Origin of the sequence: Aminobacter sp. DSM 101952, assembly GCF_001424795.1 — a bacterium.
Lineage (GTDB): Bacteria > Pseudomonadota > Alphaproteobacteria > Rhizobiales > Rhizobiaceae > Aminobacter > Aminobacter aganoensis.
This window is the reverse complement of sequence record NZ_LMCL01000034.1, coordinates 183,529-202,691: the sequence shown is the minus strand read 5'-3', so window position 1 is coordinate 202,691 and position 19,163 is coordinate 183,529. Positions and strand designations below refer to the sequence as shown.

At 66.3% G+C, this 19,163-nt stretch carries 19 protein-coding genes; 13 read left to right on the top strand and 6 right to left on the bottom strand.

Annotation, left to right across the window (positions count from 1 at the left end; all coding sequences use genetic code 11):
- Positions 1-33 precede the first annotated feature (33 nt).
- From rph to hemW, 4 genes are all read left to right on the top strand, one after another.
- Positions 34-750 (top strand): ribonuclease PH, encoded by a 717-nt coding sequence (rph, locus tag ASC75_RS23925; protein ID WP_055981613.1) that lies wholly within the window; start codon positions 34-36, stop codon positions 748-750.
- 113 nt (positions 751-863) lie between these two features.
- Positions 864-1,292, top strand: coding sequence for a VOC family protein (locus tag ASC75_RS23920; protein WP_055981610.1), 429 nt, complete (start codon positions 864-866; stop codon positions 1,290-1,292).
- Entirely contained in the window at positions 1,292-1,939 is a 648-nt protein-coding gene (gene rdgB, locus ASC75_RS23915) for an RdgB/HAM1 family non-canonical purine NTP pyrophosphatase (protein ID WP_055981607.1), read from the top strand. Before ASC75_RS23920 ends, rdgB begins: the two co-directional genes overlap by 1 nt.
- 180 nt (positions 1,940-2,119) lie before the next feature.
- Entirely contained in the window at positions 2,120-3,277 is a 1,158-nt protein-coding gene (gene hemW / locus ASC75_RS23910; RefSeq protein WP_184117412.1) for a radical SAM family heme chaperone HemW, read from the top strand.
- A gap of 261 nt (positions 3,278-3,538) precedes the next feature.
- Here hemW and ASC75_RS23905 read toward each other — a convergent pair whose 3' ends face one another.
- Positions 3,539-4,018, bottom strand: coding sequence for a GNAT family N-acetyltransferase (locus ASC75_RS23905; RefSeq protein ID WP_055981605.1), 480 nt, complete (start codon positions 4,016-4,018; stop codon positions 3,539-3,541).
- Between the two features lie 101 nt (positions 4,019-4,119).
- On the opposite strand from ASC75_RS23905, the gene ASC75_RS23900 reads away from it, so the two are divergent.
- From ASC75_RS23900 to ASC75_RS23885, 4 genes are all read left to right on the top strand, one after another.
- Complete coding sequence (locus tag ASC75_RS23900; RefSeq protein WP_055981601.1) at positions 4,120-4,557, top strand: EamA family transporter; 438 nt, start codon at positions 4,120-4,122, stop codon at positions 4,555-4,557.
- Positions 4,558-4,796: 239 nt separating this feature from the next.
- The gene (gene rsmI / locus ASC75_RS23895; protein ID WP_055981598.1) at positions 4,797-5,696 is read left to right on the top strand and encodes a 16S rRNA (cytidine(1402)-2'-O)-methyltransferase; all 900 of its coding nucleotides are present in this window, start codon (positions 4,797-4,799) and stop codon (positions 5,694-5,696) included.
- Entirely contained in the window at positions 5,689-6,060 is a 372-nt protein-coding gene (locus ASC75_RS23890) for a YraN family protein (protein ID WP_055981595.1), read from the top strand. Before rsmI ends, ASC75_RS23890 begins: the two co-directional genes overlap by 8 nt.
- 154 nt (positions 6,061-6,214) lie before the next feature.
- Positions 6,215-6,445 carry a DUF3297 family protein gene (locus ASC75_RS23885; RefSeq protein ID WP_055981592.1) on the top strand — a complete coding sequence of 77 codons (231 nt, stop codon included), beginning with the start codon at positions 6,215-6,217 and terminating at the stop codon, positions 6,443-6,445.
- Positions 6,446-6,540: 95 nt separating this feature from the next.
- Here the strand turns inward: ASC75_RS23885 and ASC75_RS23880 are convergent, their stop codons facing one another.
- Together ASC75_RS23880 and ASC75_RS23875 are read right to left on the bottom strand one after the other, a co-directional pair.
- Positions 6,541-6,819: an acylphosphatase gene (locus tag ASC75_RS23880; protein WP_055981589.1), complete on the bottom strand. Its 279-nt coding sequence runs from the start codon at positions 6,817-6,819 to the stop codon at positions 6,541-6,543.
- Between the two features lie 272 nt (positions 6,820-7,091).
- Positions 7,092-8,462: a cytochrome P450 gene (locus ASC75_RS23875; protein WP_055981737.1), complete on the bottom strand. Its 1,371-nt coding sequence runs from the start codon at positions 8,460-8,462 to the stop codon at positions 7,092-7,094.
- A 281-nt stretch (positions 8,463-8,743) separates the two neighbouring features.
- On the opposite strand from ASC75_RS23875, the gene ASC75_RS23870 reads away from it, so the two are divergent.
- Complete coding sequence (locus tag ASC75_RS23870; protein ID WP_055981586.1) at positions 8,744-9,313, top strand: NADPH-dependent FMN reductase; 570 nt, start codon at positions 8,744-8,746, stop codon at positions 9,311-9,313.
- A gap of 138 nt (positions 9,314-9,451) precedes the next feature.
- Positions 9,452-9,883, top strand: coding sequence for a response regulator (locus tag ASC75_RS23865; RefSeq protein ID WP_055981583.1), 432 nt, complete (start codon positions 9,452-9,454; stop codon positions 9,881-9,883).
- 21 nt (positions 9,884-9,904) lie between these two features.
- Here the strand turns inward: ASC75_RS23865 and ASC75_RS23860 are convergent, their stop codons facing one another.
- Positions 9,905-11,740: a PAS domain-containing protein gene (locus ASC75_RS23860; protein WP_162244953.1), complete on the bottom strand. Its 1,836-nt coding sequence runs from the start codon at positions 11,738-11,740 to the stop codon at positions 9,905-9,907.
- Positions 11,741-12,117: 377 nt separating this feature from the next.
- Here ASC75_RS23860 and gyrB point away from each other — a divergent pair, with 377 nt between their 5' ends.
- The 3 genes from gyrB to map all read left to right on the top strand — a co-directional run bounded on the left by gyrB (position 12,118) and on the right by map (position 15,696).
- Positions 12,118-14,565 carry a DNA topoisomerase (ATP-hydrolyzing) subunit B gene (gene gyrB, locus ASC75_RS23855; RefSeq protein ID WP_055981577.1) on the top strand — a complete coding sequence of 816 codons (2,448 nt, stop codon included), beginning with the start codon at positions 12,118-12,120 and terminating at the stop codon, positions 14,563-14,565.
- A 145-nt stretch (positions 14,566-14,710) separates the two neighbouring features.
- Positions 14,711-14,923 (top strand): ParD-like family protein, encoded by a 213-nt coding sequence (locus ASC75_RS23850; RefSeq protein ID WP_055981733.1) that lies wholly within the window; start codon positions 14,711-14,713, stop codon positions 14,921-14,923.
- Positions 14,920-15,696, top strand: a complete 777-nt coding sequence (gene map / locus ASC75_RS23845) for a type I methionyl aminopeptidase (RefSeq protein ID WP_055981574.1) — start codon at positions 14,920-14,922, stop codon at positions 15,694-15,696. Before ASC75_RS23850 ends, map begins: the two co-directional genes overlap by 4 nt.
- Positions 15,697-15,735: 39 nt before the next feature.
- On the opposite strand, the gene ASC75_RS23840 is transcribed toward map, so the two are convergent.
- The gene (locus tag ASC75_RS23840) at positions 15,736-16,428 is read right to left on the bottom strand and encodes a response regulator transcription factor (protein ID WP_055981571.1); all 693 of its coding nucleotides are present in this window, start codon (positions 16,426-16,428) and stop codon (positions 15,736-15,738) included.
- Entirely contained in the window at positions 16,425-19,133 is a 2,709-nt protein-coding gene (locus tag ASC75_RS23835; RefSeq protein WP_055981568.1) for a sensor histidine kinase KdpD, read from the bottom strand. The genes ASC75_RS23840 and ASC75_RS23835 overlap by 4 nt, the downstream gene beginning before the upstream one ends.
- Positions 19,134-19,163 lie beyond the last annotated feature (30 nt).

Sequence of the window (19,163 nt, the reverse complement as noted above, 5' to 3'; positions counted from 1 at the left end):
AACAATTCCGATTTCGCCATAGAAAGTACCCGAATGCGCCCCTCCAAACGCCAATTCGACGAAATGCGCGCCGTTTCCTTCGAGCGTAACGTCTCCAAGCACGCCGAAGGTTCGTGCCTGGTCAAGTTCGGCGACACCCATGTGCTGTGCACGGCGAGCCTGGAAGAGAAGGTGCCGGGCTGGATGCGCAACTCCGGCAAGGGCTGGGTGACGGCCGAATACGGCATGCTGCCGCGCTCGACCGGCGAGCGCATGCGCCGCGAGGCTTCCGCAGGCAAGCAGGGCGGCCGCACACAGGAAATCCAGCGGCTGATCGGCCGCTCGTTGCGCGCCGTGGTCGACATGCAGGCGCTGGGCGAACGCCAGATCACCGTCGACTGCGACGTGATCCAGGCTGACGGCGGCACCCGCACGGCCTCGATCACCGGCGCCTGGATTGCGCTGCACGACTGCCTGCGCTGGATGGAAGCGCGCCAGATGGTCAGCGTCGAGAAGGTGCTGAAGGATCACATCGCGGCGATCTCCTGCGGCATCCATGACGGCCAGCCGGTGCTCGACCTCGACTATCTCGAGGACTCCGCTGCCGGCACCGACGCCAATTTCGTGATGACCGGCAAGGGCGGCATCGTCGAGATCCAGGGCACCGCCGAGGGCGTGCCGTTCTCGGAGGAAGAGTTCCAGCAGCTGATGGGCCTCGCCCGCAAAGGCATCTCGCGCCTGGTCAGCCTGCAGCAGATGGCGGTGGCGTAAGCCGCCGCAAGGATATGTTCGCGCTCGACGTTGCCCCCCTCCGGCCTGCCGGCCATCTCCCCCTCGAGGGGGAGATGGCCGGCCCCTCGGCATGCTCAGAGGGGGGTGCCTAGATGCAGCCCTCCGCCATCCTCGAATCCGCCCTCTACGTTTCCGACCTCGATGCGGCGGAAACATTCTACGGCGAGGTGATGGGGCTGACGCGGATCGCCAAGGTGGACGGGCGGCATGTGTTCTTCCGCTGCGGCCAGGGCGTGCTGCTGCTGTTCAACGCCGATGCGACGCGGCAGCCGCCCAAGCCTGGTGCGAGGCTGCCGGTGCCGCCGCATGGCACGACCGGCCAGGGGCATCTTTGCTTTGCCGGCACGGCGGAAGAGATCGAAGACTGGAAGACAAGGCTCGAAGGCGCGGGCATTGCCATCGAGGCCGATTTCGAGTGGCCGCCCTTCGGCAATAGCTCAGGAGGTGGCCGCTCCATCTATTTCCGCGACCCCTCGGGCAATTCGCTCGAGTTTGCCGAGCCGAGGATATGGGGTATCTGATGCGTGAACTCGCCGACAAGAAGATCGTGATCGCCAGCCACAATGCCGGCAAGCTGCGCGAATTTGCCGACCTGATGGCGCCGTTCGGCTTCGAGGCGAAGTCGGCCAGGGAATATGGCCTGCCCGAACCCGACGAGACCGGCACCACCTTCGAGCAGAATGCCTACATCAAGGCGCTGGCCGCGGCAGAGGCGACCAAGCTGCCGGCACTGTCGGACGATTCCGGCCTGGTGGTCGACGCGCTCGACGGCGCACCCGGCGTCTACACCGCCAACTGGGCCGAAAAGGAAGACGGCACGCGCGACTTCGCCATGGCGATGCAGCGCACCGAGGACGCCATGCAGGAGCGCGGTGCCGTGGCAGCAGACCAGCGCAGCGGCCGCTTCGTCGCCGTGATCTGCCTGGCCTGGCCGGACGGGCACGCCGAATATTTCCGCGGCGAGGCCGAAGGCACGCTGGTGTGGCCGCCGCGTGGCAATGACGGCTTCGGCTACGACCCGGTGTTCTTGCCGCAAGGCTTCGACAAGACCTTCGGCGAGATGAGCGCCGCGGAAAAGCACGGCTGGAAGCCGGGCCAGGCAGATGCGCTGTCGCACCGGGCGCGCGCCTTCCAGAAATTTGCCCGCGCCAAGCTTGGGTCGGCCTGATTAGATGTCTTTGACTTTCCACCGTTTGCGCTGCCCCTTATCCCCCTGCCGGGACCTTCTCCCCGCGGGCGGGGAGAAGGGGGCTGACCGCGACGTCGCCGCATCGTCCTTCTCCCCGTTCACGGGGAGAAGGTGGCGGCAGCCGGATGAGGGGCAGCATCAGGCTTCGAGGATCGCCCGATGATGCTCGACCGTTCGCCAGGCTTCGGCGTCTACGTGCATTGGCCGTTCTGCGCGGCCAAATGCCCTTATTGCGACTTCAACAGCCATGTCCGCCATCAGCCGGTGGACCAGGAGCGCTTTGCGCGCGCCTTTGCCACCGAGCTTGCGACCATGCGGGCGCGAACCGGGCCGCGCGAGGTGACGAGCGTGTTCCTCGGCGGCGGCACGCCGTCACTGATGAAGCCCGAGACGGTGAGCGCAGTGCTGGAGGCGATCGCCAAGAACTGGACGATTTCCGGCAACGCCGAGGTGACGCTGGAGGCGAACCCGTCGTCGGTCGAGGCCGAACGCTTTCGCGGCTATCGCGCCGCCGGCGTCAACCGGGTGTCGCTGGGCGTGCAGGCGCTGAACGACGCCGATTTGCGCTTCCTCGGGCGGCTGCACAATGTCGAGGAGGCGCTGCACGCCATCGGCCTTGCGCGCGAGATTTTTCCGCGGCTGTCGTTCGACCTGATCTACGCGCGGCCGGGCCAGAAGCCGGATGCCTGGGCGGCGGAGCTGAAGCAGGCGATCGGCTATGCCGTCGACCATTTGTCGCTGTACCAGCTGACCATCGAGGAGGGCACGCGCTTCTTCCAGCTCTACAATGCCGGCAAGTTCGAAATTCCCGACGGCGAGCATGCGGCCGAGCTCTATGCGATCACGCAAGACGTGACGGCGGCCAACGGGCTGCCGGCCTACGAGATTTCCAACCACGCCAGGCCCGGCGCCGAGAGCCGGCACAATTTGACCTACTGGCGCTACGGCGAATATGTCGGCGTCGGCCCCGGCGCGCATGGACGCTTCCTGGAGCACGGCACGCGTGTCGTCACCATCGCAGAGAAGGTGCCGGAGCGCTGGGCCGAACTGGTGGAGCAGCACGGCCACGGCGTCACCGGCGGCGAGACGCTCAACCGCTCGGAAGAGGCCGACGAGTTCCTGCTGATGGGCCTGAGGCTGGTCGAGGGCATCGACCTCGCCCGCTACGAACAGCTGTCGGGCAAGTCGCTGTCTTCGGCGCGGCTGTCGATCCTGCAGGGCGAAGGGCTGGTGGCCCCGATCGGCAATTCGCGCCTGCGCGCCACGCCCGAGGGCATGATCGTGCTCGACGCGGTGGTGGCGGATCTGGCGCGGTAGGCTGCCGCTCTTTGCTCTAACCTCGGCAACAGCTCCTGCGGCGCGCACGATCGCGGCAGCAGCTATCGTCACGACCTGGCACGGTAGCATTTGACCGCGGCGCCGGTTTCGACGTCACGGCATGGCAACTGTGTTCATGCGAAGTGTTTTTGGTCTCGTTGCATGCCGTGATCGAACGGCCGGCCCAAACGGTTCAAGTTGCTCTCCAGGCCGCGCAAACAGACGCCGGCGTCATGCCGGCGGACGGCGCCGACACGACCGTCAAGCCTTGCGCTTCATCGCAAAGACGACGAGGCCGTCGACGTCGTCCTCGATGCGCTGCCAGCCCATCTGTTCGTAGAAGGCAGACACCGCCGGCTTGGCGCAGAGGTAGGCTGTGTCGAAACCCTGCCTGAACGCGGCTTCCGCGCCGGCCTGCACGAGGGCTGCGCCGATGCCGGATTTCCTGGCGGCTTCGTCGACCCAGACGGCCGCCACCCAGGGCGAATATTGCGGGCGGGATTCGAGATCGTTGTCGATCAGGTGGGCGGTGCCGAGGAAGGTGTCGCCGTCATGGGCTACGAGCGCCTGCGGCAGGCCGGTGGAGGCGAAGTTCTCGTCCACCAGGCCCGCGATGAAGGCGAGTTCATGCCCTTCGTCGCGCCACCAGGCGTTCCAGATGCGGTCGGCGACGTCGGCGGCGAATTCCGGTCTGTCGCGCAGGTCGGAGATGGAATAATTCTGGATCCGGGCGTTCTTCATCTTGCCTGCTGCTTTTTTGGGACTTTCGAAAGTCCGGCGACTGCTACAAGAGGCGCAAGCAACTTTCCAGCAGCCAACAGATCACATTCACGGAGCCAGACATGACTGCGGCATTTTCCACCTGGCAATTCTGGGCGATACTTTCCGCCGTTTTCGCCGCGCTGACGGCGATCTTCGCCAAGGTCGGGATCGAGAACGTCAACTCGGATTTCGCCACGCTGATCCGCACCGTGGTGATCCTGCTGGTGCTGGCGGGCATCGTCACCGCCACCGGCCAGGCGCAGGCGCTGGGCACGATTTCGGGCAAGACCTACACGTTCCTGATCCTGTCGGGCCTGGCGACCGGGGCGTCGTGGCTGTGCTATTTCCGGGCGCTGAAGCTGGGAAATGCGGCGCAGGTGGCGCCGATCGACAAGCTAAGCGTCGTTCTTGTCGCGGTGTTTGGCGTCATTTTCCTTGGCGAGCGACTTAGCACGGCGAACTGGCTCGGCGTCGCGCTGATCGCGGCGGGCGCGGTTCTGGTCGCCTACAGGGCGTGACGGCGGAGCTGCCTTGGTGGCGGCGTCGAGGCGGGAGATGAAGGCGTCGAAGCGATGGGGCATGGCGAGTGCTTTGGCCGTTGTCCGCGAATCCCTGTGGTTCGATCCGCGGCCGGATTTGCTTCCCGCACTGTGGCAAAGCCAAGGCAGAATCGATCACATGTTTTGCAAGCCGGAGCGCGGCGTGCCAAACAGGGCGAAAGCCGCCCAATCGCGAACCGGGCGGCGAGCGGGGTTGAGTGCAGACAGGCGACACCAAGCGGGTTTTTGTGATCGGGCAGACCGAGATCGCGGCGCGGCCGCTCGATCCGGCGCTGTATCTGGTGGCGACGCCGATCGGCAATCTGGGCGACATCACGCTGCGCGCGCTGGAGACGCTGGCTGCGGCCGACCATGTCGCTTGCGAGGACACGCGCGTCACCCGGGTGCTGCTCGACCGCTACGGCATCCGCCAGCGGCCGAGCGCCTATCACGAACACAATGCCTCGGAGGCCGGGCCGCGGCTGATCGAGGCGCTGGAGAACGGCCGCAGCGTGGCGCTGGTGTCGGATGCCGGCACGCCGCTGGTCTCCGACCCCGGCTTCCGGCTGGTCGAGCAGGCGCAGGCGCACGGCATCCGCGTGGTGCCGATCCCCGGCGCATCGGCGGTTCTGGCGGCGCTGACCGCCTCGGGATTGCCGTCCGATGCGTTCTTCTTTGCCGGCTTCCTGCCTGTGAAGGACGGGCAGAAGCGGACCCGGCTTGGCGAGGTCAAGGCCGTGCCCGGCACGCTGATCCTGTTCGAATCACCACGCCGGCTGGCCGACACGCTGGAAGCGATGGCCGAGGTGCTGGGCGACCGGAGGGCGGCGATCGGGCGCGAACTGACCAAGGCCTTCGAGGAAATCCGCACCGGCACGCTGGCCGAGCTCGCCGCACATTATGCCAGTGCCGACACGCCCAAGGGCGAGATCGTCATCTGCGTGGCGCCGCCGGAGGAGCGGGCCGAGACCGTGGAAGACATCGACAGGCTGCTGGTTTCGCTGGCCAGAGAAATGCCGGCGTCGAAGGCGGCGGCGGAAGCGGCACGGATGACCGGCCAACAGAAGCCGGCGCTCTACCGCCGGCTGCTGGAACTCAAGGAAGGGGCCGGTGACTGACCGGCTCGCACGGCAGAAGGCACTGGGCCGTGGACATCGCGGCGAATGGCTCGCGGCCCTGGCATTGATGCTCAAGGGGTTCCGGATCGTCGCCCGGCGCTACAAGACCAAGCTCGGCGAGATCGACCTGATCGCGCGGCGCGGCGACCTGGTGCTGATCGTCGAGGTGAAGGCTAGGAAAACGCTGATCGAGGCGATGGAGGCGGTGGCCTACGGCTCGGAGCGGCGCATCGAAGGGGCCGCCGACCTGTGGCTTTCGCGGCAGCCGGACTATGGCAGGCTGTCGGTGCGGTTCGACATGGTGGCGGTGCTGCCGCGGCGCTGGCCGGTGCATGTCGAGAACGCATTCCAGGGACGGAATTGACCTCCAGCCGCGCTCCGAAAATCGTTTCCGGGCTTCTGGCCGACGCGGCTACGTCTTTACCTCGGCGGCCAATGCCACTAACAGGCCACGCAAGGCCCGCGTTGCGGGCAATCGAGGTTCGCGCCCGAAGGCGCCCGAGTTACTGGAGATGGCAATGTCCCTTCCCGACCGCCTGAGCAACGACCCGCGCAGCCCCTTTTTCAACGCCGAGGCGCTGCAAGCGGGCGTCGGCATCATGTTCAACGGCAAGGAGCGCCAGGACGTCAGCGAGTATTGCGTGAGCGAAGGCTGGATCCGCGTGCCGGCCGGCAAGTCGAAGGATCGCTTCGGCGAGCCGATTACCATCAAGCTCAAGGGCACGGTGGAGCCGTTCGCGAAGCCGTGAGGCCGGCTACGTAGTACGGGCGCCAAGCACCCCCACTCCGGTTCGCTGCGCGAACCACCTCTCCCGCTGCCCGAGGGAGAGGAAAGGGCAGCCGGTCAGCCGGTGATGTCGAAACCTGCCGGTACGCCGGTCGGATCAGCCACCTCCTGAACGACGCTGCGAACTTCGGCACCGGGCGGTCCCTGCCAGCATGCCTCGAGCATCGAGGCGACCGCCTCTTCAGTACCTGAGATCAAGGCGGTGACGGAGCCGTCGCGCTCGTTGCGGACCCAGCCATTCAGGTCGAGACGCCTTGCCTCGCGCTGTGTCCAGACGCGATAGCTGACGCCCTGGACGCGGCCGGAGATGCGGACGAGAACGGCACGGTGGTTCATCTCAACCTCCCTGTGGCGCGCGAGGATTCCCCTCCCCCTTGTGGGGAGGAGTTAGGGGTGGGGGTGCCACTTGCAGCCCCGTGCCCCGTAATACCCCCACCCTTTATCCCTCCCCACAAGGGGGAGGGGACGTCGAGTTCCCCATCCTTCGACAGGCTCAGGATGAGGGTCGCGCAAGTCGGGTCAGAAGAAGCGATCTCCGTTACCGTCGCGCTGCCCCTCATCCGCCTGCCGGCACCTTCTCCCCGCGGGCGGGGAGAAGGAAAGCTGCTTCAGCGCCGCGTTACCCGCATCGGCAGGCCGCCCTGGGGCTGGGTGGTGAGTTTCTGCACCGGCCAGGGTTTTGTTTCGGCGACGGTGTCGAAGCGGAAGCGGGAGAGCAGGATGGCGAGCGCGATGATGGCTTCCTGCATGGCGAAGCTCATGCCGATGCAGACGCGCGGGCCGGCGCCGAAGGGCAGGTACTGGTAGCGGTCGATGCTGTCCCTGTTTTCGGGATGGAAGCGCTCGGGCATGAAAGCCTCGGGCTTGTCCCACAGCTTGCGGTGGCGATGGACCGTCCAGGGCATGACCAGCACCTGCGCCTTGCGCGGGATCTTCAGGCCCTTGTAGTCGTCGTCGGCGATGGGCTCGCGGTTGATCGAGGGCGCCGGCGGATAGAGCCTGAGCGCCTCCTCGAAGGCGGCGCGGGTGAACGGCATGGCGTCGAGCCACTTCACCGGGTCGGGCTCGCGGGCCAGCACCGCGTCGATCTCCTGTTCAACCTTGTCGCGCTCCCATGTCGCCTCCGCCAGGCAGTAGATGGTCCAGCCGAGCGCACGGGCCGTGGTCTCGTGGCCGGCGCCGATGAAGGTGATGATGTTGTCCTCGATCTCCTGGCGCGACAGCCCGTCGGGGCCTTCCGCGCGCAGAAGCAGGGTCAGGAAATCCTCGGGCACGCCCTGCGGATCGCGAGCCAGCCTGTCGCTGCGCATCGCAACCGTGTCGGTGACGATCTTGCGGAAATAGGCCATGGTCTTGCGGCCGCGGATGCGGGTGATGCGCGGCAGCCATTCGGGCGCGCGCAGCAGGTCGAGCGGGTCGACACGGCCCATGGTCTCGAACAGCCGGTCGATCTCATGGGCGAAGCTGCCGGCCTCGCCGGCGATCTCGCCGGAAAACAGCGTCTCGGCCAAGATCTCGTAGGTCAGCATGGTCATGTCCTGGGCGACGTCGACCGGGGCCGACGCATCGTCGTAGCGTTTGACGAAGTCGAGGGTGCGGGCCAGCATCGGCTGGGCGAAGCCGAAGATGTGGCGCGGGGTAAAGACCGGCGCCATGGCCTTGCGCGAGCGCTTCCAGACATCGCCCTCGGCGGTCAGCAGCCCATCGCGCAGGATCGGGCGCAGGATCATCTGGCGGACGGTCGCCATCTTGTAGTTCTTCGCATTGTCGACCAGCACGTGGCGGATGAGGCCAGGATCGTTGGCGATGACCAGCGGGCCGCCGATACCGGAAACCGAAATCCACGGCTCGTTGTAGGACGGCTCGCCCCACAGCTCGAGCGGGTTGCGGTAGACGATGCGCATCATCTCCAGCGTCGACGGCGGCCGGGTGCGCGGTATCGGCGCCGGCGGGACGAAGGGTTCGGGCCTGGTGTCCATCAGATGTTCCTGCATCGCCCCCGGAATGTAGGCGCGGCGAAGGCATGCGTCCATGCGACCGAACCGCGTGATGAACCAGATGTGACATACAGCGCCGCGCGGCCGCTCGGACGCGCCAAGGGCGCCGTCCACCTGGTATCCATGCATGATCCTTTCCGAAAATCGGTTCCGATTTTTCGGGGTCATGCATAGGTCACCAAAAGGTGCCTTCTTGCCACCGGAGGGTTTGGGCGCCTATTTCCCGCCGGTCACCATTTGATACCTTCCCAAGGACTGAAATCTTGAAACACCAGCTGAACATCGTCGTGGCCAGCACCCGCCCCGGCCGCGTCGGACCCGTTTTCGCCCGCTGGCTCGATGCCTATGCGCGCGAGCACGGCAAATTCGAACCCGTCATCACCGACATCGAGGCCTTCGGCCTGCCGATCTTCGACGAACCCAGGCATCCGCGCCTCGGCCAGTACGAGAACGAGCACACCAAGAAATGGTCCGAGGCGATCAAGGCCGGCGACGCCTACGTGTTCGTGACGCCGGAGTACAATTTCTTCGCCGCACCGGCACTGGTGAACGCCGTGAACTATCTGGCGCGTGAGTGGAACTACAAGCCGGCCGGCTTCCTGAGCTATGGCGGCGTGTCGGCCGGCCTGCGCGCCGTGCAGGCTGAAAAGATGCTGCTGACGACGCTGAAGATCATGCCGATCCCGGAAGCCATCGCCATTCCGGCCTTTGCCCAGCACCTCGACGAGGACGGCGAGTTCAAGGCCAACGAACTGGTCAAGGACAGCGCCAACTCCATGCTCGACGAACTGCACCGCTGGAGCGAGGCGCTGAAGCCGCTGCGCGCGGGCTGATCGACCCCTTGTCGCCCGACAGACAGGCGGGCGACAAACCGCCGCTGCGCCAGAATCCTGCAACCAGATTGCAACCTATTGCAGCCAGGGTCGTTGGCACCCAGGTTGAAAGGCAACAGGGAACCGGCGTGTAGGCACATGACGAACTGCAAGGTGATGGTGGTCGAGGACGAGATTTTCGTCGCCACCGAAATCGAAAGCGTACTCGAGGAACTGGGGCACCACCCCGTCGGCATCGCAATGGACGCCGCGACGGCGCTCGAACTCGCGCACATGGCCGAGATCGCGCTTGTCGACCTCAACCTGCGCGACGGGCCGACGGGCTCGCATCTCGGACATGTCCTGGCCGAGCAGTTCGGGGTGACGGTGCTGTACATGACCGCCAATCCCTCGCAACTGGCCGACGGCATTCCCGGGACGCTCGGGGTGATGCCGAAGCCCGTCATGGACGAGGAGTTGCGGCAGGCCATCGCCTATGCGGCGGCGCGGCGCCATCGCGTCGAGGCAGAGCCGCCGGTGCGGCTGAAGCTCTTCGCCGACAATTCCAACGAGCACGCCGACAAATCCTGACAGCTGTGCGGGTCGCCCGGATCAGCGCCGCAAGGTCGACGACCGGCTGAGCTGCGTCTTCGGCACGACGATCGACACTTCGAGGCCCTCAGCCTGCCAGCTGCGCTCCAGCCTGCCGCCGAGCTGGCCTTCGACGCTGAGCTTGACCAGGCGGCTGCCGAAGCCTTCGGCCTGCGGCTCGCCTTCGAGCGGCCGCCCGCCGGTCTCCTTCCAGACCAGGCGGTAATCGTCGCCGGACCTTGCCGAACTCAGCACGACCCTGCCGCCGGGGCTGGCGAGCGCGCCGTATTTGGCCGCGTTGGTGGCGAGTTCGTGGATGAGAAGGGCCAGCGGCGTGGCCGCCGCATCGTCGATGACGGCATCGTCGCCCTCGAAGACGAAGCGGCCACTGTCGCCACCGACATGCGGTGCGAGCAGAAGCGTGACCAGCGCTTGCAGCGACGAATTGTTGTCGGCCGGACGCGAGGCGGCGCTGTGCGGCCTGACGAAATCATGCGCCTTGCCCATCGCGACGATACGCTGGCGCAGTTCGTCGGCCAGCGGCTTGAGATCGGGATAGGAGCGCGCCGACAGGCCGATGATGCCGTTGAGGACCGAGAAGATGTTCTTGATGCGGTGGCTGAGCTCGTGGGCCACCACCTCGCGCTCCTCGGCGACCAGCTTGGTCTCGTGGATGTCGGTGCAGGTGCCGAACCAGCGGATGATGTCGCCGGCCTTGTTGCGGATCGGCAAGGCGCGGCCGAGCGTCCAGCGGTACTCGCCGCTGTGGTGCCGCAGGCGGTATTCGATCTGGTAGGGCTCGCCCGTGGCCAGGCAACGATGCCAGAGCTCCCAGGCGCGCTGCTGGTCGTCGGGATGGAACATGCCGTTCCAGCCGGCACCGTCGGTGGTGCCTTCCGCCATGCCGGTGAACTCGTACCAGCGGGCGTTGTAGTAGTCGTGGTGGCCGTCGGCGCGGGTCGACCAGACCATCTGCGGCATGGTGTCGGCGAGCGTGCGGAAGCCGGCCTCGCTGGCCGCGAGCGCCGCCTCGAATGCCTTGCGCTCGGTGATGTCGATGACGACGCCGGGCAGACGCTCGCCGCCCTCGGCGTCGCCGACCACCCGGCCGGTGGCCAATATCCAGCGCAGCGTGCCATCGGCACCCGGCAGGCGATATTCGACGCGCAGGTCGCCGCGTTCGGCAATCGCCTGTTCGAGGGCGTTCAGCACCAGGTCGCGGTCGGCCTCGTGGATCCGATCGAGGAAGCGTGCCTGCGGAATGCCGCGCTCGGCATCGGCGGCGTCGAGGTCGAACATCTGGGCGAAACGTGCATCGGCAGTGACCCAACGGCTGGAGACGTCCATGTCCCAGGCGCCGACGATGCCCGAGGCGGCCAGCGCCAGCGACAAGCGCTCCTCGCTGCGGGCAAGCGCCTTTTCGGCGCGGACACGCTTGGTCGTCTCGGCGAGGATGGCGAATGCCGCCACCGCCCTGCCGTCGTCATCGAGCAGCGGACTGTAGTCAAGGTCGAGCCAGACGCGCTCGGGCAGGCCGTTGCGACGGAACACGAACTCCTGATCCTCGAAGGTGACGGTATCGCCTTCGAGCACCTTGGTCACGATGGTGCGGTTGAAGTCGGCGACCTCGGGCCAACTGTCGAAGACGGAACTGCCGAAACAGGCGGGATGGCGGCCGGCGGCGATCGGAATGTAGGCGTCGTTGTAGATCATGATGCCTTGGCGCCCGATCATCAGGCACATCGGCACCGCCGACGACAGCATGATGCGGACGCTCATGCGGATGACCAACGGCCACGAGCTGATCGGGCCGAGCGGGGTGGCCGCCCAATCCATTGCGGCGATGCGGCCGTTCATCTCGCCCTCGAGGGTGGGATGAAGACCCGCGGGATCGGCTCCGGACGGCAGGGTTGTGGGCATAAGCGAGCGCAATTCCCAGTTAAAAAATCGAGGCCGTCCTACGAAAACAAGGGACGACCGGCAGTAAGGATCACAATACGGCCGACATCAACAGCCGTGGCGGCGAGAAGTTCCAAACCGGCGGCAATTCGAGGCGCAAGACGATCGCTTCACGGGCATGCCGCCCATGCCGCGGCGAGCGCCGTTATCCACGCCGAACAGGCCCGTAAAACTTGGAAAAACCACACTTAACCCCTATATCTGGGGATCAATCGACGTGCGATTCGGGGCCGATTTTGCCGCGTCCTCCTGCGGCAGCCAGACGAAAGTTTTTCATGAGCGACCAGTCCGAGAACCTTCCCGGCGCCGAGGCCGAGTACGGCGCAGATTCCATCAAGGTTTTGAAGGGGTTGGACGCCGTCCGCAAGCGCCCGGGCATGTATATCGGCGACACTGACGACGGCTCGGGCCTGCACCACATGGTCTACGAGGTCGTCGACAACGCCATCGACGAGGCGCTGGCCGGCCATGCGACGCTGGTGACGGTGTCGCTCAATCCCGATGGCTCCGTCACGGTCACAGACAACGGCCGCGGCATTCCGACCGATATTCATACCGGCGAAGGCATTTCGGCGGCTGAGGTCATCATGACGCAGCTGCATGCCGGCGGTAAGTTCGACCAGAATTCCTACAAGGTTTCGGGCGGCCTGCACGGCGTCGGCGTGTCCGTCGTCAACGCGCTGTCGGTGTGGCTGAAGCTCAAGATCCGCCGCAAGGGCCAGATCCACGAGATGACCTTCAATCACGGCAACGCCGTTGCGCCGCTGAAGGTGACGGGCGATGCCGGCGACGAAACCGGCACCGAGGTGACGTTCCTGCCCTCGCCCGAAACGTTCACCATGACCAACTTCGACTACGGCACGCTGGAGCACCGGCTGCGCGAGCTCGCCTTCCTGAATTCGGGCGTGCGCATCCTGCTGTCGGACAAGCGCCATGCCGACATCAAGAGCCAGGAACTGCTCTATGACGGCGGCCTGATCGAGTTCGTGAAGTATCTCGACCGGGCCAAGAAGCCGTTGATCGGCGCTCCGATCGCCATCCGGGCGGAGCGCGACGGCATCACCGTCGAGGTGGCGATGTGGTGGAACGACAGCTACCACGAGAACGTGCTGGCCTTCACCAACAACATCCCGCAGCGCGATGGCGGCACCCATCTCGCCGGCTTCCGCGGAGCCTTGACGCGCCAGGTGACCGGCTATGCCGAGACCTCGGGCATCTCGAAGAAGGAAAAGGTCTCGATCATCGCCGACGACACCCGCGAGGGCCTGACGGCGGTGCTTTCGGTCAAGGTTCCCGATCCGAAGTTCTCGTCGCAGACCAAGGACAAGCTGGTGTCGTCGGAAGTCCGCCCGGTGGTGGAGAGCCTGGTCAACGAGGCGCTCGGCACCTGGTTCGAGGAACACCCGACAGAGGCCAAGACGCTGATCGCCAAGGTGGTGGAAGCCGCCGCCGCCCGCGAAGCGGCGCGCAAGGCGCGTGAGCTTACCCGCCGCAAGGGCGTGCTCGACATCACCTCGCTGCCCGGCAAGCTGGCCGACTGCCAGGAACGCGACCCGGCGAAATCCGAAATCTTCATCGTCGAGGGCGACTCGGCAGGCGGCTCGGCCAAGAGCGGCCGGTCGCGCCAGAACCAGGCGATCCTGCCGCTGCGCGGCAAGATCCTGAACGTCGAGCGCGCGCGCTTCGACCGCATGCTGTCGTCTGACATGATCGGGACGCTGATCACCGCGCTCGGCACCTCGATCGGCAAGGACGAGTTCAACGCCGACAAGCTGCGCTACCACAAGATCATCATCATGACCGACGCCGACGTCGACGGCGCCCACATCCGCACGCTGCTCTTGACGTTCTTCTTCCGGCAGATGCCGGAGCTGATCGAGCGCGGGCACCTCTACATCGCCCAGCCGCCGCTCTACAAGGTGACGCGCGGCAAGAGCTCGCAGTACCTGAAGGACGAAAGCGCCTTCGAGGAATATCTCGTCGATGTCGGGCTGGACGAGGCGTCGCTGACGCTGGCCGGCGGCGAAGTGCGCGTCGGCCAGGACCTGCGCGCGGCGGTGGCCGACGCGCTCGGCGTGCGCACTTTGATGGACGGGCTGCACACGCGCTACTCGCGCCCGGTGGTCGAGCAGGCGGCAATCGCCGGCGCGCTCAACCCCGACATCTTCAACGATCTCGGCCGCGCCAACGCCATGGCCGAAGCCATCGCCGAGCGACTCGACCTGATCTCGGAAGACATCGAGCGCGGCTGGAGCGGCAAGGTTTCGACCTCGAACGACGGTTCCGGCGGCTATGTCTTCGAGCGCACGCTGCGCGGCGTGACCGAACATGTGCATCTCGACATGGCGCTGATCAACTCGGCCGACGCGCGCGCGCTCGACCGCTTTGCCGCCCGCCTGGGCGAGATCTACGGCCAGCCGCCGGTGCTGCGACGCAAGGAGAACTCGGAATCGATCGCCGGGCCGCTGGCGCTGCTGCACGCGGTGTTCGCTTCGGGCCGCAAGGGCCTGACCATGCAGCGCTACAAGGGCCTGGGCGAGATGAACGCCGAACAGCTGTGGGAGACCACGCTGGACCCGAACGTGCGCTCGCTGCTCAAGGTGCAGGTGACGGACGCCACCGACGCCGACTCGCTGTTTGCCCGCCTGATGGGCGACGAGGTCGAGCCGCGCCGCGACTTCATCCAGGAGAACGCGCTGAGCGTCGCCAACCTGGACGTCTGACCGCGGCCTTTTCCGCTCTGGTTCATTTCGCCCCCTTTGCCCAGCGGAGGGGGCGATTGTGTTTTTGGGGTTTGCGTGGGCAAAAAGCCTGCGGGGTTGGCTTTTCCATATACGTTCTATATATGAACCATATATGGAGACCCCGATGGGCATTGTGAACATAGACGACGAACTGCACGAGCAACTGCGCAGGGCGAGCAAGGTATCGTGCCGCTCGATCAACGCGCAGGCGGCATTCTGGATCAAGGTCGGCATGCTGTGCGAGACCAATCCGACGCTGAGCTTCAACGAGATCATGGAGCGCGAGCTGAGTTCGGCGGGCGTTTCGGCCCAGTCGCTGGCAGCGATCCAGGCATGACCAAGCAGCCCGAGGAACTGCTGCTGCTGGCCGAGTCCGGCAGGCTGCTGGCGTCGGTGTTTACGCTTCTCGACAGAACCCCGCTCGAAGGCAGGTCGACGCTCGAGATCAACGACATGGTCGAGCGCTTCATCGTCGACGAGCTCCAGGCGCGGCCCGCGAGCAAGGGCCAGTACGGCTATGGCTTCGTGCTGAACTCGTCGATCAACGAGGTGGTCTGTCACGGCATTCCCTCGCCATCGGACGTGCTCAGGAACGGCGACATCGTCAATCTCGACATCACGCTGGAGAAGAACGGCTACATCGCCGATTCCAGCAAGACCTATCTCGTCGGCGAGGTGCACCCTGCCGCCCGGAGGCTGGTGGAGGCGACGCAGGAAGCGCTGTGGCAGGGCATCCGGGCGGTTCGCCCGGGCGCCACGCTGGGCGACATCGGCTGGGCGATCGAGCGCCATGCCAAGCGCAACGGCTATTCGGTGGTGCGCGACTTTTGCGGCCACGGCATCGGCCGCGAGATGCACGAGGAGCCCGAGGTCCTGCACTATGGCAAGCCGGGCACCGGGCTGATGCTGCGCGAAGGCATGGTGTTCACCATCGAGCCGATGCTCAATCGCGGCCGGCGCAGCGTGCGGACCGAGGACGACGGCTGGACCGTGGTGACGCGGGACGGCTCGCTTTCGGCGCAGTTCGAGCACACGGTCGCGGTGACGGCTTCGGGCGTGGACGTGCTGACGCTGCGGCCCGACGAGGTGCAGGGCTCCGCTTCGCTCTGAGGCAATCGCGGAGGCGGCCAGCGCCTCTGCGGGACCGCTCTAATCGGCTTCTCGCAGGCGGTAGCCGACGCCGGTTTCGGTGGTGATGTATTGCGGCTCGTCGGGGGTCTTCTCGATCTTCTGGCGGAGCTGGCGGACATAGACGCGGAGATATTGCACGTCGGCCGAGCCGCCCCAGACATGCTCGAGCAGGAAGCGGTGGGTGAGCACCTTGCCGGCGTGCTGCACCAGGGCGCGCAGGATGTCGTATTCCTTGGGCGACAGCTTCACCTCCTGCCCGGCGACCCTGACGATGCGCTTGACCAGGTCGACCGACAGCTCGCCGGTCTGGAACACCGGCTTTTCGCCCTGCTGCTGCAGGCGATGGCGGAGCGCGGTGCGGATGCGGGCGATCAGCTCGTTCATGCCGAAGGGTTTGGTCACGTAGTCGTCGGCGCCAAGCTCCAAAGCCTTGACGATGCCGGCCTCGTCGGTGCGGCTGGACAGGATGATGACCGGCACCGCAAGCCCTTCCTCCCGCCAGGCGGCGAGCAGGTCGTGGCCGCCCATGTCGGGCAGGCCAAGGTCGAGCAGGATCAGGTCGGGTTTTTCCGCCCTGGCAATGACCAATGCCGGCTTCGCCGCCGGTGCCTCGATGACGGTGTAGTCCTGGGTGCCGAGGCCGACGCGCAAGAGCTTGCGGATCGGCGGCTCGTCGTCGACGACGAGGATCTTCACTGCTGACGTGCTCATGCCAATCCCTGAAGTTTCGATGCCTCCGGCGGCACCGGCATGGTGATGGTGAACACGGCGCCCGGCCGGTCCGTCCGGTTGGAAGCGACGATGGTGCCGCCCATGGCCTCGACGAAGCCACGGCAGATCGACAGGCCGAGGCCGGTGCCGGCGCGGACATGGTCGCCCTTGCGCACGCGATAGAACGTGTCGAAGATCCGTTCCAGATCGGCCTGCGGAATGCCAAGGCCTTCGTCCATGACCTGCAGCACCACCGAGCCGTGGTCGAGCCAGCCGCGGATGCGGACCAGCGAGCCTTCGGGGGCGTATTTGGCGGCGTTGTCGAGCAGGTTGAACAGCACCTGCTCGAACAGGACGGGATCGACCTTCAGCATCGGCAGGTCGGCCGGCATGTCGATTTCGGTCCTATGAAGGGCAGTGATCTTGGCGGCCCGACGCAGGGCCGAGCCGACGAAGTCGCCGGCATAATGCAGTGCGTAGTTGGGCTCCATCGCGCCCGATTCGAGCTTGGTCATGTCGAGCAGATTGGCGATGAAGCGGTTGAGCCGCTCGGACTCGTCGACCACGGTCGAGACCAGCTCCACTCTGCCCTCCTCCGGCAATGAACCGCCGAATTCGCGCAACGCGCCCGCCGCGCCCATGATGCCGGCGAGCGGCGTCTTGAGGTCGTGAGAGATCGAGGTGAGCAGCGCCGAGCGCAGCCGGTCGGCCTCGACGGCGAGCCTGGCACGGTCGACGTCGGCGACGAGCTGGATGCGTTCGATGGCGACCGCCGCCTGGTCGGCCAGCGCGTCGAAGAGGCGCTGCTGCTCGGGTGTCAGGATCGGTCCCTGGCGGTCATTGTCAAGACCGACGACACCGACGGCCATGCGGCCGGTGCGCAGCGGCAGATAGAGGCGCCGGGCGCCGGGCAGCGTGTCGGCGCCACGGCCGGCGGCGCGGTTGTGCTCCCAGGCCCATTTGGCGGCGGCGATGTCGGCGTCGGCAAGCGTGTCGTCGGGCGGATAGCCGGCCTTGACGGCGATGCTGCCATCCTCAGGCAAGAGCAGCACGACACGGACCTTGAGCATCGAGGCGATCTGGAAGGCTGTGGCCCAGAGCACATCGTCGAGCGTGCCGGTGCCGGCAAGCTTCTTGGCGAACAGATAAAGGTCCTCGGTCATGCGGGCGCGCTCGCGCGCCGCGGCGGCCTGACGCTGGACGCGGCCGGTGAGGTTGGAGGCGATGACCGCGACGACGAGGAAGAACAGGAACGCAACGACGCTCTCTGGATCGGAGATGTCGAGCGTGTAGAGCGGCGTCAGGAAGAAGAAATTGTAGGTGCCGGCACTGAGCAGCGAGGCAAACAGGGCCGGCCACAGGCCGAGCGTTACCGCTGACGTCAGCACCGCCATCAGGAAGACGAGGGCGATGGAGCGGACGTCGAGGAACTGGTCGAGCAGGAAGCCGACGGCGAGCGCGCCGACGACATGCAGCGTGGCGGTGAAATAGGGCCACAGGTCGAAGCGGCGACGCTGGGCGGCGGTCTTGACGCCTTGCGAAGCCAGTGCCGCATCCTGCTCGGTGCCCGAGGTGACGTGGACCGAGATGTTGCCGGCCTGGCGGATCAGGTCGTGGGTGACTGAGCCCTCGAACAGCTCGCGCCAGCGCGACTTGGACGGCTTGCCGACGACGATGTGGGTGAAGTTGTGGGTGCCGGCGTGGCGAACGATGTCTTCGGCCACCGCCTGGCCGGGAATGGTGACGGCCTCGCCGCCGAGCTGTTCGGCCAGCCGCATGGTGGCGGCGAGCCGGTCCTTGTCGGCGTCGCCGAGATTGGCCGAGCGCGAGGTCTCGACATGGAGTGCTGCCCAGGGGCAGCGCAGCCGATCGGCCTGGCGGCGGGCGAAGCGGACCAGCGAGGCGCTGCGCGGATGCTCGTCGACGGCGACCAGCACCCGGTCGCCGGCGGCCCACGGCCCCTCGATGGCATGGGCCTGCATGTGGGTGAGCAGCTGCTCGTCGACACGCTGGGCGGTGCGGCGCAAGGCAAGCTCGCGAAGTGCGGTCAGGTTGCCGGGCGAGAAGTAGTTCTCGATGGCGCGGCGCGCCGTGGTCGGCACATAGACCTTACCTTCGTGCAGGCGCTTGATCAGGTCGTCGGGCGTGAGATCGATGATCTCGACGTCGTCGGCGCGGTCGATGATCAGGTCCGGCACCGTCTCGCGCACGGTGATGCGCGTGATCTGGGCAACGATGTCGTTGAGGCTCTCGACATGCTGGATGTTGAGCGTGGTGTAGACGTCGATGCCTTGGGTCAGCAGTTCCTGGACGTCGAGATAACGCTTGGGGTGGCGGCTGCCCGGGGCGTTGGTGTGGGCCAGTTCGTCGACCAGCACCAGCTTGGGGCGGCGGGCGATGATGGCGTCGAGGTCCATCTCGTCGAGCGTGCGGCCCTTGTAGTCGACCGCCTTGCGCGGGACGACCTCGAAACCCTCGACCAGCGCCTGGGTCTCGCGGCGGCCATGGGTCTCGACCACACCGATGACGACGTCGGTGCCGTCGGCGAGCCGGGCGCGGCCCGACATCAGCATCTCGTAGGTCTTGCCGACGCCGGGGGCTGCGCCGAGGAAGATCTTCAGGCGGCCACGCCCCTCGCGCTCTGCGGTTTCGAGCAGCGCGTCCGGCGAAGGCCTGGCTTCCTTGTCCCTGAGATCGTCTGGCATCTGTTCTTCGTGTCGCTCGGCGCGCCGGAG

What these genes read in the sequence shown, in the direction of transcription:
- rph (WP_055981613.1), top strand. Translation starts at nt 34, where the DNA reads ATGCGCCCCTCCAAACGCCAATTCGACGAAATGCGCGCCGTTTCCTTC.
- ASC75_RS23920 (WP_055981610.1), top strand. Translation starts at nt 864, where the DNA reads ATGCAGCCCTCCGCCATCCTCGAATCCGCCCTCTACGTTTCCGACCTC.
- rdgB (WP_055981607.1), top strand. Translation starts at nt 1,292, where the DNA reads ATGCGTGAACTCGCCGACAAGAAGATCGTGATCGCCAGCCACAATGCC.
- hemW (WP_184117412.1), top strand. Translation starts at nt 2,120, where the DNA reads ATGATGCTCGACCGTTCGCCAGGCTTCGGCGTCTACGTGCATTGGCCG.
- ASC75_RS23905 (WP_055981605.1), bottom strand. Translation starts at nt 4,018, where the DNA reads ATGAAGAACGCCCGGATCCAGAATTATTCCATCTCCGACCTGCGCGAC.
- ASC75_RS23900 (WP_055981601.1), top strand. Translation starts at nt 4,120, where the DNA reads ATGACTGCGGCATTTTCCACCTGGCAATTCTGGGCGATACTTTCCGCC.
- ASC75_RS23885 (WP_055981592.1), top strand. Translation starts at nt 6,215, where the DNA reads ATGTCCCTTCCCGACCGCCTGAGCAACGACCCGCGCAGCCCCTTTTTC.
- ASC75_RS23880 (WP_055981589.1), bottom strand. Translation starts at nt 6,819, where the DNA reads ATGAACCACCGTGCCGTTCTCGTCCGCATCTCCGGCCGCGTCCAGGGC.
- ASC75_RS23875 (WP_055981737.1), bottom strand. Translation starts at nt 8,462, where the DNA reads ATGGACACCAGGCCCGAACCCTTCGTCCCGCCGGCGCCGATACCGCGC.
- ASC75_RS23865 (WP_055981583.1), top strand. Translation starts at nt 9,452, where the DNA reads ATGACGAACTGCAAGGTGATGGTGGTCGAGGACGAGATTTTCGTCGCC.
- ASC75_RS23860 (WP_162244953.1), bottom strand. Translation starts at nt 11,740, where the DNA reads ATGAACGGCCGCATCGCCGCAATGGATTGGGCGGCCACCCCGCTCGGC.
- gyrB (WP_055981577.1), top strand. Translation starts at nt 12,118, where the DNA reads ATGAGCGACCAGTCCGAGAACCTTCCCGGCGCCGAGGCCGAGTACGGC.
- ASC75_RS23850 (WP_055981733.1), top strand. Translation starts at nt 14,711, where the DNA reads ATGGGCATTGTGAACATAGACGACGAACTGCACGAGCAACTGCGCAGG.
- map (WP_055981574.1), top strand. Translation starts at nt 14,920, where the DNA reads ATGACCAAGCAGCCCGAGGAACTGCTGCTGCTGGCCGAGTCCGGCAGG.
- ASC75_RS23840 (WP_055981571.1), bottom strand. Translation starts at nt 16,428, where the DNA reads ATGAGCACGTCAGCAGTGAAGATCCTCGTCGTCGACGACGAGCCGCCG.
- ASC75_RS23835 (WP_055981568.1), bottom strand. Translation starts at nt 19,133, where the DNA reads ATGCCAGACGATCTCAGGGACAAGGAAGCCAGGCCTTCGCCGGACGCG.